Source organism: Amycolatopsis antarctica, assembly GCF_002262875.1.
GTDB lineage: Bacteria > Actinomycetota > Actinomycetes > Mycobacteriales > Pseudonocardiaceae > Amycolatopsis > Amycolatopsis antarctica.
This window is the reverse complement of record NZ_NKYE01000020.1, coordinates 85,546-97,420: the sequence shown is the minus strand read 5'-3', so window position 1 is coordinate 97,420 and position 11,875 is coordinate 85,546. Positions and strand designations below refer to the sequence as shown.

Below are 11,875 nucleotides of genomic sequence, written 5' to 3'. Positions count from 1 at the left end.
CCGGTTCGGTGGTTCCCGGATGGCGGACGGCTTTGACCACCGGACGGCGGCCGGTGACCATACGGTGCATGCCGACCCTTCGTGCCGGCCGGATGACGCCGTGACGGCCGTGCTGCCGGAGCGCAGCGCCGTACCCGGTGGTTCCCGCGAGGCGAACGCGGTGGCGGTGCTCGGGACGATCCGCCGGCACGGGCCCCTGTCACGGGCCGCGATCGCCGCCGGCGCCGGGCTGAGCCTGCCGACGGTGAGCCGGGTGGTGACCGCGCTGACCGAACTGCGCCTGGTACGCGAACAACCGGACCACGTGCACGACCGCGGGGTGGGCAGGCCACGGGTGCCGATCGACGTGGACACCTCCGCCGTCGCGGCCTGCGGCATCCACCTCGGCCTGAGCACGACGACCGTGGGCCTCGCGGACCTGCGCGGCAGGCTCCTCGAATCGGAGCGGATGCCCACGCCGGCCGGATCCGCCGAGGACGCGCTGACGAGCATCGCCGAACGGGTGCGTGCCCTGCTCCGGCGGCATCCGGCACGGCTGGTCGCCGGGGTCGGACTGGCGGCGGGCGGGCTGGTCGACCCGGATTCCGGCGTCCTGCGGCACGACGGGCTCGGCTGGCCGGAGGTCGAGGCTGGCACGACGCTGGAACGTGCCCTCGGACTGCCGGTGGTGGTGGACGGGCACGTCCCCGCGATGGCCGCCGCGGAGTTGCTCTTCGGCTCCGGCGGGCGGGCCGGGACCATGCTGTACGTCTACGCCCGCCAGGTCACCGGGGCGGTGCTGGCCGTGGACGGCCGGGTGCTGCGCGGCCGTGGCCGAGCGGGCGGGATCGCGCACCTGCCGGTTGGCGGTGACGTCCGCTGCGGTTGCGGCGCGAGGGGCTGCCTCGAGGTCACCGTCGCCGAACGGACGGTGCTGGCGGAGGCACTACGGGCCGGGGTGGTGGACCGGCCGGACATCCGGTCGCTGCACGTGGCGGCCGCCGACGGGCACCCGGACGCCGACCGGCTGCTGACCGGCCGGGCACGGGCGCTGGGACGGGCCGTCGCGGTACTGCGGGACCTGCACGATCCCGATGTGGTGGTGCTCGGCGGTCAGGCCGTCACGGACGCGCCGGGCCACTTCCCTGAGTTGCGCGACAGCTTCGCCGCCGCCAGCGCGCTGCCGGGCACAGAACTGTTGCGCCAGAACAGTTTCGGTCCGGACGTGCAGGCAGTGGCCGCGTGCACGGGAGTACTGGAACGGGTGTACGCGCACCCGTTCGGCTCGCGCTGACCGGCTGCCGTCAGAGCACCCGGTTCGCGAGCACGGCGGTCGCGGTACGCGCTCGCGTCGCGGCCCCGGGGTCGATGTCGGCGACCAGCAGCCCGGGCTCCTGGCCGAGCCGCTCGCGCACACGGCCCAGCGGTTCGACGACGGCGGAGTGGCCGATCCCGGTGGGGGCCTTGGGGTTCACCTCGGCACCGGTGGCCGCGGGGTCGGCCTGGCCACAGGCGAGCACCCAGCAGCCGGAGTCCAGCGCCCGCGCCCGGACCAGCAGGTCCCACTGGTCGAGTTTGCCTTCGCCCGCCCCCCAGGAAGCCGGGAGCAGCACGGCCGAGGCGCCCGCGTCGGCGTGCGCGCGGAAGAGCTCCGGAAACCGGACGTCGTAGCAGGTCGCCAGGCCGAGGGTGACCTCGTCGACGGTCACCGTCCCGAGCTCGGTGCCGGCCTCGACGGTGTCCGACTCGCGGAAGCCGAACGCATCGTAGAGGTGGATCTTGTGGTAGCCGAAGTGGATGTCCTCGCCGGTGACCAGGAGGGTGTTGCGGACGCGGACGCCGTCCTCGGCGGGGGTGAACATGCCGGCCACCAGCACCACGCCGTGCTGCCGGGCGATCTCGGCGGCCCCGCTCGCCCAGTGCCCGTCGAGCGGTTGCGCGACCGGCCCGAGCGGTTCGCCGAAACGGGCCATGGCCGCCTCCGGGAACACCACCACCCTGGCATCCGCCGCCGCGGCCTTCGCCGTCCACTCCCGGACGGTCCGCAGGTTGGCTTCCGGGTCGGTACCGGAGGTGAGCTGGCACAGGCCGATGCGGAGCACGGTCGTTCCTCCACGCTGCTCGGTTCGGTCCGGCGGGGCTGCCGGCCCGCCGTCGAGTATGCCCGCCCGGCCCCGCGCGAGCGGGAGAGAGAGCCCTCACCCGCAGGTGCGGCGCCGGACCTGCTCGCTACCCTTGACCGCATGCTCAACCGCACCGACCTGCGCGGTCGTGTCCCCTCGCCCGCCGAGCTGCGCGACGCCCTGCCGCGGCCCGAGGTCGATGTGGACGCCGCGCTGCATCAGGTGCGTCCCGTCGTGGAGGCGGTGCGCGACCGCGGCGTCGAGGCGGTCCTGGAGTACACGGAGCGGTTCGACCGGGTCCGTCCCGCCGCTGTGCGGGTGCCCGGCGCGGAATGCGCCAGGGCGCTGGAGGAGCTGGACCCCGCGGTGCGCGGGGCGCTGGAGGAGTCGATCGCCCGGGCCCGGAAGGTGCACGCCGATCAGCGCCGCGCCGAGGTCACCACCGAGCTCGCCGAGGGCGGCACGGTCACCGAGCGGTGGGTGCCGGTGGAGCGGGTCGGGTTGTACGCGCCCGGCGGGCTGGCCGTGTACCCGTCGACCGTGGTGATGAACGTCGTGCCCGCACAAGCCGCCGGGGTGGAGTCGCTGGTCGTCTGCTCCCCGCCTCAGGCCGAGTTCGGCGGGCTGCCGCACCCGACGATCCTGGCCGCGGCCGCACTGCTCGGGGTGGACGAGGTGTGGGGCGCGGGCGGGGCGCAGGCCGTGGCGCTGATGGCATACGGCGCCACCGACACCGACGGGACCGCGCTGCCGCCGGTCGACATGGTGACCGGGCCGGGCAACATCTTCCTGACGGCGGCGAAGCGAATGCTGCGCGGCGTCATCGGGATCGACTCCGAGGCCGGGCCCACCGAGGTGATGATCCTCGCCGACGAGACCGCCGACCCGGCCCATGTGGCGGCCGATCTGGTCAGCCAGGCCGAGCACGATCCGATGGCGGCGAGCGTGCTGGTGACCACCTCCCCGGAGCTGGCCGACGCCGTGGACGCAGCCCTGCCTGCCAGGGTGGGGGCGACCAAACACACCGGACGGGTCGCGGAGGCGCTGGCGGGCAAGCAGTCAGGCGTCATCTTGGTGTCCACTGTGGACGATGGGTTGCGCGTGGTGGACGCCTACGCCGCCGAGCACCTGGAGATCCAGACGGCGGACGCCCGCGCGGTCGCCGCCCGGGTCCGCAACGCGGGCGCCATTTTCGTCGGTGCGTACGCCCCGGTCTCGCTCGGCGACTACTGCGCGGGCTCCAATCACGTACTGCCCACCGGTGGCCAGGCCCGGCACTCGTCCGGGCTGTCGGTGCAGAGTTTCCTGCGCGGCATCCACGTCGTCGACTACGACGAGGCGGCGTTGCGCCAGGTCGCCGCCCAGGTGGTCGCGCTGGCCGAGGCGGAGGACCTGCCCGCCCACGGTGAGGCCGTACAGGCGCGCTTCGGGGGGACCCGGTGATCGACCTCGACGCCGTCCGCGCCGACACCCCGGGTTGCGCAGGCAGGGTGTTCCTGGACAGCGCCGGTTCCTCGTTGCCACCGCGGCAGGTGCTCGACGAGGTGATCGGCCATCTGCGGCGCGAGGCCGAGATCGGCGGCTACCGCGCAGCGGGTGAACGGGCCGCCGACCTCGAGGCGGGCTACGGCACGTTCGCCGAGCTGCTGGGCTGTGCCGCCTCCGAGGTCGCCTTCACCGACAGCGCCACCCGTTCCTGGCTCTCGCTGGTCGACGCCGTGCCGCTCGCCGAGGGCGACCGTGTGCTGATCAGCGAGGTCGAGTACGCCGCGAACGCCGTCGCCCTGCTGCGGCTCGCCGAGCAGGCGGGGGCCAGGGTCGAGGTGATCCCCTCCGATGCCGCCGGGCAGCTCGACGTGGCCGCGCTGCGTGAGCTGCTGGACGAGCGCGTCCGCCTGGTCTCGCTGGTGCACGTGCCCACCAACGGCGGGCTGGTGAACCCGGTCCGCGAGGTGGTGGACGCCGCGCACGAGGCGGGGGCGCTGGTCCTGCTCGACGCCTGCCAGTCGATCGGCCAGGTGCCGGTGGACATGCGCGAGCTGGGGGTGGACATGCTCTCCGGCACCGGCCGCAAGTGGCTGCGGGCGCCGAGGGGCACCGGGTTCCTCGCCGTCCGGGACGAGGTCCGGCGACGGCTGCGGCCGCGCCTGGTGGACCATGCCGGGGCCGCCTGGGTCTCGGCCCGGGAGTACGAACTACGCGACGACGCCAGGGTGTTCGAGCTGTGGGAGTCCGGGGTCGCCGAGCGCCTCGGGTTGCTGCGGGCCGCCCGGTACGCCCTCGACCTCGGGATCGGCGCGCTCTCCTCGGCGGTCGCCGAGGGCGCGGCGACCCTGCGGGCGGGGCTGGACGCACTGCCCGGGGTGCGCACGCACGACCTCGGTGAGCGGCGGTGCGGCATCGTCACCTTCACCGTCGGCGGAACGGACCCCGAGGACGTGCGAAACGCCTTGTGGGACAACGACATCGCGGTGACCGTCAGCTCGGTCACGTCGAGCCGGATCGACATGGCACGGCGCGGGCTGGACACCATCGTCCGGGCCTCGCCGCACTACTTCGTCGCGCCGGAGCAGCTCGAACGCGCGATCGCGGCCGTGGCCGGGCTGCGATGAGCGCGGGGCCACGGCCTAGGCTGAGCCGCGTGGACACCGGTGAGGAAGAGGCCGAGCTGGCTGCCGTCGACGTCGCGGCCCCCGGCGAGAGATCCGGTGCCGTGACGACGGCCGAGCTGCCGCTGCGCGAGGACCTGCGGGGCCGGACCCCGTACGGTGCGCCGCAGCTCGACGTCGCGGTACGGCTGAACACCAACGAGAACCCGTATCCACCGCCGGACGCGCTCGTCGACGACGTCGCCGCCGCGACGCGAGAGGCGGCCGCCGAGCTGCACCGCTACCCCGACCGGGATGCCCTCGCTTTGCGCCGGGACCTCGCCGACTACCTCTCGGTGGCCACGCGGGTGCTGGTGAGCGAGCGGAACGTGTGGGCAGCCAACGGATCCAACGAGATCCTCCAGCAGCTTCTGCAGGCCTTCGGCGGGCCGGGGCGTACCGCGCTGGGCTTCGAGCCCTCGTACTCGATGCACCCGATCATCGCGGCGGGCACCCGGACCGAGTGGGCTCCCGCGCCGCGTGCCGCCGACTTCTCCCTGGACACCGCCCGCGCGGCGGAGATCGTCGCCGAACGCGCCCCGGACGTCGTCTTCCTGACCAGCCCGAACAACCCGACCGGCGGGACCATCCCGCTCCATGGGCTCGCCGCCGTGCTGCGTGCCGCACCGGGCATGGTGGTGGTGGACGAGGCGTACGCCGAGTTCTCCGGCGAACCGAGCGCGCTGGAACTGCTGGAGGAGTTCCCCGCGCAGCTCGTGGTGTCCCGCACGATGAGCAAGGCGTTCGCGTTCGCCGGAGGCAGGCTGGGGTACCTTGCCGCGGCCCCCGCCGTCGTGGACGCGCTCCAGCTCGTCCGGCTTCCCTACCACCTCTCGGCGCTGACGCAGGCCGCGGCCAAGGCCGCGCTGCGGCACGCGGACGCCACCCTGGCATCGGTGGCGAAGCTCGCCGCGGAGCGCGACCGGGTGGCGGAATCGTTGCTGGCAATGGGTTTCACCCCGGTACCGAGCGACGCCAACTTCATCCTCTTCGGACGGTTCACCGACGCCCGGCACGCCTGGCAGTCCTATGTGGACCAAGGGGTGCTGATCCGCGATGTCGGTATCGAGGGGCACCTGCGGGTGACCATCGGCACCCCCGAGGAAAACGACGCCTTTCTCGAGGCCGGCAAGGAGATTCCGCGATGAGCAGGACGGGCGCGGTCGAGCGCACCACGAAGGAGTCGTCGATCCGGGTCGAGATCGACCTGGACGGCACCGGGCAGGTGGAGGTGTCCACCGGCGTCCCGTTCTACGACCACATGCTGCATTCCTTCGGCACGCACGGTTCCTTCGACCTGAGCGTCGCGGCGACCGGGGACGTGCACATCGACGCCCACCACACCGTCGAGGACACGGCGATCGTGCTGGGACAGGCGATCCGTGCGGCGCTGGGCGACAAGGCGGGCATCCGCCGGTTCGGTGACTGCTGGATCCCGATGGACGAGACGCTGGCGCACGCCGCGGTCGACGTGTCCGGCCGCCCGTACTGCGTGCACACCGGCGAGCCGGACCGGTTCGACACGTTCACCATCGGCGGCAACTACCCCTTCGTGCTGACCCGGCACGTGTTCGAGTCCTTGTCGTTCCACGCACAGCTCGCGTTGCACGTGCGCGTGGTGCACGGCCGGGATCCGCACCACATCGCCGAAGCGCAGTACAAGGCGGTGGCGCGCGCGCTGCGTGCGGCCACCGAACCGGATCCGCGTACCAGCGGGGTCCCGTCGACGAAGGGTGTGCTCTGATGCCGAAGGAACTCGTCGGTGTCGGGCTGCTCGCGCTCGCCGGTTTCCTGCTCGGCGGTGCCTACAGCCTGTGGAAGACGGTCAAGGTGATGGCCGTGCTGCTCGGTGTCGCCGCGGTGATCGCCGTCGGTGGCGCCGTCGTCTGGCTCGCCGGGTAGTATTCCGGCCCTGCCTTTCGGCAGACCGACCCCCCGCCCCAGGTAATGGTCAGCGCCTGCCGTTCGGGTGCGGTGGCCCGGCCGCCGCCGCGCTTAGGCTCGTGCCTGCCCAGTCTCGCGCTGCCCGGCTCGGCCGGGACGGCCACTGCGGACGCCGACGCGGAGTCCCCGCCGTCCCGGGAACACGTGCGCACGGCGCGTGCTCGGATCGCCGGTACAGGGACGGGTTGGGCGAGGACACGGCGAGCCCGGCGGGCCCGTCGCGGGCGCGAGCAGGAAGGTTGACCCGGAACCCATGGGGGACGAGAACGTCGAGGACGTGCCGGACATCAGTGCGCGGTGGTACCGCGAGGTCGTGGACTTCGCGGCGGCCGGACCGGACTGGCTGCGGGACTTCGCGGCACTGTTCACCGATGCCGCCCCGGCGCTGCTCGCCTTCCTGCTGCTGCTGTGCTGGTGGCGGGCGCGGGGCCTACCCGCCCGGGTCATGGCCGTGACACTGCTGGGTGCCTGCGGGGTCGCCGCCGCCTACCTGATCAGTGAGGCGGTGAAACTGGTGCTGCAGGTGGAACGGCCGTGCCGGACGCTGACCCAGGTGGTCACCGCGGCGGACTGCCCGCCACCGGGCGACTGGTCCTTCCCGAGTAACCACTCCGTCGTCGCCGGAGCGGCGATGGCGGCGATATTGTTCGCGTCCGGTCCGCTCGGTATGTGGGCGTTGCCGATCGCGTTCGCCGGCGCGGCGTCCCGGGTCTTCGTCGGTGCCCACTACCCGCACGATGTCATCGCGGGCCTGAGCCTCGGTGCCGTGGTGGTGTCGCTTCTGGTGGCCTGCTTGGGGAATCCGGCCGCTCGGCTGGTGGAGCGCCTGCGCCACAACGATCGGGCCGGGACTTTCGTGCTGGGTCCGCCGAACCGCGAACGGCCGGCCGGTCAGGCTCCGCCGGACGACCTGCCGACCGAGCGGTTGCCCGTTCCGCACGGGCCGCGCCCGCCGCGCCGCTGATCGCGGCGCGGCGGGCGCGCGTGCCCGGTCAGCGGGCGTGTGCGTGCTTGCGGTCGGCGTCCACATCGGACTCTTCGAGTATCGCGGTGAGCTTCTCGCCTTCCACGTCCACATCCGGCATCACCCGGTCGAGACCGCGCGGCAGCCACCACGCCGCCTTGCCGAGCAGGGCCATCACCGCCGGAACCAGCGCCATCCGCACGACGAACGCGTCGATCGCGACACCGAACGCCAGCGCGAAACCGATGGACTGGATGAGTGTGTCGGCGGCGAGCACGAACCCGGCGAACACGCTCACCATGATCAGCGCGGCGGCCACCACGACGCGGGCGCCGTGCCGGAACCCGGTGATCATCGCGTCGACCGGGGCAGCGCCGTGCACGTGCTCCTCGCGCATCCGGGTCACCAGGAAGACCTGGTAGTCCATCGCCAGGCCGAACAGCACACCGATCAGCAGGATCGGCAGCATGCTCATGATCGGGCCGGTGCTCTCGACACCGAGCACGTCCTTGAGCCAGCCCCACTGGAACACGGCCACGACGGCGCCGAAGGTGGCGGCGACCGAACCGAGGAACCCAACGGTCGCCTTGATGGGCACGACCAGTGAGCGGAACACCAGCATCAGCAGGATGAACGCGAGTCCGACGATGAGTGCCAGGTAGGGGAGCATGGCGTCGGCGAGCTTCTCGGAGACGTCGATGTTCGCCGCCGTCTGGCCGGTCACCGCGAGACTCGCCCCGTCACCGAGCTGCCCGGACAGTTCCCGGATGTCGGCGACGAGCTGCTCGGTCTGCTCACTGCTCGGCCCGCTCTTCGGGATGACGTTGAGGATCGCGGTGTCGCCCTGCTGGTTCGGCTGCGGCGGTGTCACGGCGAGCACGTCGGGCAGAGTGGAGATCCGGCCCGCGGCCCCGATGATCACGGCCTGGCGGTCGCCGCTGCCCTGTGCGTCCACGACCACGGTGAGCGGTCCGTTGGCGCCTTCGCCGAAACTGCCCGAGACGAGCCCGTATGCCTTGCTCTGCGTCGAGTCCGGGGCGGCGGTGCTGTCGTCGGGCAGGCCGAGCTGCATCGAGGCGGCCGGAATGGCGAGCACCGCCAGGCCGGCGATCGAGGCCAGCAGCACCGGTACCCGGCGACGGGCGACGAACCGGGCCCAGCGTTCACCGAAGGGGACGGCCCCCGGCTTGCCGCGACGGACCCGGATCTTGCTGCCGTTCACCCGGTCGCCCGCGAAACCGAGCAGCGCCGGCAGCAGCGTCAGTGCGATGAGGACCGCGATCGCGACGGTCAGCGCGGCCGCGATGCCCATCTCGCCGAGGAACGGGATGCCGACGACGGTGAGCCCGGCCAGGGCGATGATGACGGTGAGCCCGGCGAACACGACCGCCGAGCCCGCGGTACCGACGGCTCTGGCGGCCGCCTGTTCCGGACTGCGGCCGATCCCTATCTCGTGCCGGTGCCGGGACACGATGAACAGGGCGTAGTCGATGCCCACGGCGAGTCCCAGCATCAGCGCCAGCACCGGGGTGTTGGAGTTCAGGTCGAGGAAGCCCGAGGCCGTGGTGATGCCTGCCATGCCGACACCGATGCCGATCAGGGCGGTGAGCAGTGGCAGGCCCGCGGCGATCAGCGAGCCGAAGGTGATCACCAGTACGACCGCGGCGATGGCCACGCCGAGGCCCTCCGTGGCGGCCACCTCGGGGATGCCCTGCGCCGCGTCGCCACCGAACTCCACCTGCAGCCCGGCCGCGCGGCCTGGTTCCGCCGTCGCCAGCAGAGCCTCGCGATCCTCGGGGAGCAATTCGAAGCCGGGTACCGAGTAGGTCACCTGCGCCATCGCCACCCGGCCGTCCGGGGAGACGGCTCCGGTCTGGAACGGGTCCGCGACCACGGCGACCTTCGGAGCGGACCGCAACGCACCGACGACCTGGTCGGCGGCGGCGCGGCCGGCAGGGTCGGCGAGGGTCTGGCCCTCGGGCGCGGCGAGTACGACGCGCGCGGTCCCGCCGCCCGCGGGGAGCTGGGGGAAGCGCTCCTCGAGCTGGTCGATCGCGCGCTGCGACTCCGTGCCCGGGATGGTCACCGAGTTGGTGAGCTGTCCGGACAGGGTGAGCGCGCCGATCCCCAGCAGCACCAGGATCGCCGCCCACGCGGCCGCGACCAGTTTGCGTTTGCGGAAGGAGAACCGGCCAAGCCGGTACAGGAGCTTCGCCACGACGAGGCCACCCCGTTCGCTCGATGGTGTGCGATTACCCTCGCCGAGGCTAGCCGTTCGGTAAGTGCGCAGCTAGCCAATCGACAAGGATGTGACTAGCCGCACGGCAAGTGTTGCGGCTTGCCGTCCGGCAAGGCCGTGTCGTAGCGTTCGGGGTTCGCTAGGAGGGGGATCGGATGGCCGCCCGTACCGCGCCGCGCGCACCCGGCACCGAGGACACGCGTACCAGACTGCTCGCCACCGCACTGCGGCTGTTCAGCGAGCACGGCGTGGAGGGCACCTCCCTGCAGATGATCGCGGACGAACTCGGCGTCACCAAGGCTGCCGTCTACTATCACTTCCGCGCCAAGGACGAGATCACCGAAGCGGTCGCCGAGCCCCTGCTGGACACGCTCGCGCGGATCACCGAGGAGGCCGCCGCCCATCGGCGCCGCGGGGCGCAGATCGAGCATCTGCTCAACGGGTTCGTCGACCTCGTGGTGGGGCACCGGGTGCTCGTCGCGGTGTTCAGCTCCGACCCCGGAGTGGCCCGCGCGGTGGAGAAGACCCTGCACCACGCGGGAAACTTCAAGGAACGGATGCTCGCCGTGCTCACCGGGCCGGATCCGGACGTCGCCACGCTGGTCACCGCGAACGTCACGCTGGCCGGGATCGCGCTGGCGGGCGGATCGCCCGAACTGGCGGGCGTCGACGACGACGCCCTGCGCGAGCACCTGCTGATCACCGCGCGCCGTATGCTCGGCAGGCCGCGACCCCGGCACTGAGCCGGTCGGCGGCCCGCCCTGAGCCGGTCAGCGTCCGCCTTCGCCCACCGGGGACAGCAGTGGGGCGCCGGGGCCGAATCCGGCCATCTCGTCCTCGGAGTTGTTCAGCGTGCAGGTGCGTAAGGACAGGCACCCGCAGCCGATGCAGCCGGTGAGCCGGTCGCGAAGTCGTTGCAGCGCGTCGATCCGCAGGTCGAGTTCGTCGCGCCAGTTACGGGAGAGCCGGGTCCAGTCGGCCTTCGTCGGCGCGTGGTCGCGCGGCAGGGTGGCGAGCGCGTCGCTGATCTGTTCGAGGGTGAGCCCCACCCGCTGTGCCGAGCGGATGAACGCGATTCTGCGCAGTACCGCACGCGGATACCGCCGCTGGTTGCCCGCGGAGCGCTCGGCGTGGATCAGGCCCCGTTCCTCGTAGAACCGAAGAGCCGTGTGCGGAACGCCGCTGCGTTCCGACACCTGTCCGATGCTGAGGTGGTCGGCAAGCTTGGTCACGTCGTCAGGTTAGCCTTGACTTCAACCTAAGTCGAGGTTGCACGGTCGGAGCATGACTACCGCAACGACGATGGGCTTCGCGGAGTTGCCCACGCTGATGTCCCGGATGATCGGGGACGAGAAACACTCCGCCGCCGCCACGTCCACATTGGACGTACTGTGGGTGCTCTACGACCGGGTGCTGGACACCTCGCCCGAGCGGGCGGAGGACCCGCGCCGCGACCGCTTCCTGCTGTCCAAGGGGCACGGCCCGATGGCCTACTACGCCGTCCTCGCGGCGAAGGGCTTCATCGACCCGGACGAGCTCGGTACCTGGGCGAGCGCGGGCTCTCGGCTCGGCATGCACCCGGACCGGATGCTGGTCCCGGGGGTGGAGATCGCCAGTGGGTCGCTCGGCCACGGGCTGCCGATCGCCGTCGGTACCGCGCTCGGCCTGCGGGTGCTGGAACCGTCACCGCCCCGGGTGGTGGTGCTGACCGGTGACGCCGAACTCGACGAGGGCTCCAACCACGAGGCGATCGCGTTCGCCGCGCGTTCCGGCCTCCACGGGCTGACGGCCGTGGTGATCGACAACGGCTCGTCCACGCACGGATGGCCGGGCGGTATCGCGCGGCGCTTCGAGGTGGAGGGCTGGGCCGCCCGCACCGTGGACGGCCGCGATCACGACGCCCTCGCCGCGGCCTTCACCGAGCCCCATCCCCGGCGGCCGCTCGCGGTCGTCGCCACCATCGATCCGAAGGACTGAC

General features: G+C 72.4%; 12 protein-coding genes. 9 read left to right on the top strand and 3 right to left on the bottom strand.

All coding sequences use genetic code 11. From position 1 onward, the window contains the following. Nucleotides 1-100 precede the first annotated feature (100 nt). Nucleotides 101-1,273, top strand: a complete 1,173-nt coding sequence (locus CFN78_RS25415) for an ROK family transcriptional regulator (protein WP_240519684.1) — start codon at nucleotides 101-103, stop codon at nucleotides 1,271-1,273. A gap of 10 nt (nucleotides 1,274-1,283) precedes the next feature. Here the strand turns inward: CFN78_RS25415 and CFN78_RS25410 are convergent, their stop codons facing one another. Beyond that, nucleotides 1,284-2,081 carry a carbon-nitrogen hydrolase family protein gene (locus tag CFN78_RS25410; RefSeq protein WP_094865551.1) on the bottom strand — a complete coding sequence of 266 codons (798 nt, stop codon included), beginning with the start codon at nucleotides 2,079-2,081 and terminating at the stop codon, nucleotides 1,284-1,286. A 141-nt stretch (nucleotides 2,082-2,222) separates the two neighbouring features. Here CFN78_RS25410 and hisD point away from each other — a divergent pair, with 141 nt between their 5' ends. The 6 genes from hisD (at nucleotide 2,223) to CFN78_RS25385 (ending at nucleotide 7,658) form a co-directional block, all read left to right on the top strand. Continuing rightward, nucleotides 2,223-3,545, top strand: coding sequence for a histidinol dehydrogenase (gene hisD / locus CFN78_RS25405; RefSeq protein ID WP_094865550.1), 1,323 nt, complete (start codon nucleotides 2,223-2,225; stop codon nucleotides 3,543-3,545). Then, the gene (locus CFN78_RS25400) at nucleotides 3,542-4,714 is read left to right on the top strand and encodes an aminotransferase class V-fold PLP-dependent enzyme (protein ID WP_094865549.1); all 1,173 of its coding nucleotides are present in this window, start codon (nucleotides 3,542-3,544) and stop codon (nucleotides 4,712-4,714) included. Before hisD ends, CFN78_RS25400 begins: the two co-directional genes overlap by 4 nt. A gap of 101 nt (nucleotides 4,715-4,815) precedes the next feature. Beyond that, on the top strand, nucleotides 4,816-5,898 hold the full coding sequence (locus tag CFN78_RS25395) for a histidinol-phosphate transaminase (RefSeq protein WP_240519687.1): 1,083 nt from the start codon (nucleotides 4,816-4,818) through the stop codon (nucleotides 5,896-5,898). Then, nucleotides 5,895-6,494 carry an imidazoleglycerol-phosphate dehydratase HisB gene (gene hisB / locus CFN78_RS25390; protein WP_094865547.1) on the top strand — a complete coding sequence of 200 codons (600 nt, stop codon included), beginning with the start codon at nucleotides 5,895-5,897 and terminating at the stop codon, nucleotides 6,492-6,494. Before CFN78_RS25395 ends, hisB begins: the two co-directional genes overlap by 4 nt. Beyond that, nucleotides 6,494-6,652 carry a hypothetical protein gene (locus CFN78_RS29350; RefSeq protein WP_165777701.1) on the top strand — a complete coding sequence of 53 codons (159 nt, stop codon included), beginning with the start codon at nucleotides 6,494-6,496 and terminating at the stop codon, nucleotides 6,650-6,652. Before hisB ends, CFN78_RS29350 begins: the two co-directional genes overlap by 1 nt. Before the next feature lie 295 nt (nucleotides 6,653-6,947). Next, nucleotides 6,948-7,658, top strand: coding sequence for a phosphatase PAP2 family protein (locus tag CFN78_RS25385; protein WP_094865546.1), 711 nt, complete (start codon nucleotides 6,948-6,950; stop codon nucleotides 7,656-7,658). Nucleotides 7,659-7,686: 28 nt separating this feature from the next. On the opposite strand, the gene CFN78_RS25380 is transcribed toward CFN78_RS25385, so the two are convergent. Next, complete coding sequence (locus CFN78_RS25380; protein WP_094865545.1) at nucleotides 7,687-9,876, bottom strand: MMPL family transporter; 2,190 nt, start codon at nucleotides 9,874-9,876, stop codon at nucleotides 7,687-7,689. 176 nt (nucleotides 9,877-10,052) lie between these two features. Here CFN78_RS25380 and CFN78_RS25375 point away from each other — a divergent pair, with 176 nt between their 5' ends. Then, a complete protein-coding gene (locus CFN78_RS25375; RefSeq protein WP_094865544.1) occupies nucleotides 10,053-10,640 on the top strand; it encodes a TetR/AcrR family transcriptional regulator in 588 nt (195 codons plus the stop codon). Between the two features lie 27 nt (nucleotides 10,641-10,667). Here CFN78_RS25375 and soxR read toward each other — a convergent pair whose 3' ends face one another. Then, a complete protein-coding gene (gene soxR / locus CFN78_RS25370; protein WP_094865543.1) occupies nucleotides 10,668-11,129 on the bottom strand; it encodes a redox-sensitive transcriptional activator SoxR in 462 nt (153 codons plus the stop codon). A 52-nt stretch (nucleotides 11,130-11,181) separates the two neighbouring features. Here soxR and CFN78_RS25365 point away from each other — a divergent pair, with 52 nt between their 5' ends. Next, nucleotides 11,182-11,874 carry a thiamine pyrophosphate-dependent enzyme gene (locus CFN78_RS25365; RefSeq protein WP_094865542.1) on the top strand — a complete coding sequence of 231 codons (693 nt, stop codon included), beginning with the start codon at nucleotides 11,182-11,184 and terminating at the stop codon, nucleotides 11,872-11,874. Nucleotide 11,875 lies beyond the last annotated feature (1 nt).

Excerpts from the sequence above, each read along its gene's own strand:
- hisD (WP_094865550.1), top strand. The coding sequence starts at position 2,223 with ATGCTCAACCGCACCGACCTGCGCGGTCGTGTCCCCTCGCCCGCCGAG.
- hisB (WP_094865547.1), top strand. The coding sequence starts at position 5,895 with ATGAGCAGGACGGGCGCGGTCGAGCGCACCACGAAGGAGTCGTCGATC.
- CFN78_RS29350 (WP_165777701.1), top strand. The coding sequence starts at position 6,494 with ATGCCGAAGGAACTCGTCGGTGTCGGGCTGCTCGCGCTCGCCGGTTTC.
- CFN78_RS25385 (WP_094865546.1), top strand. The coding sequence starts at position 6,948 with ATGGGGGACGAGAACGTCGAGGACGTGCCGGACATCAGTGCGCGGTGG.
- CFN78_RS25375 (WP_094865544.1), top strand. The coding sequence starts at position 10,053 with ATGGCCGCCCGTACCGCGCCGCGCGCACCCGGCACCGAGGACACGCGT.
- CFN78_RS25365 (WP_094865542.1), top strand. The coding sequence starts at position 11,182 with ATGACTACCGCAACGACGATGGGCTTCGCGGAGTTGCCCACGCTGATG.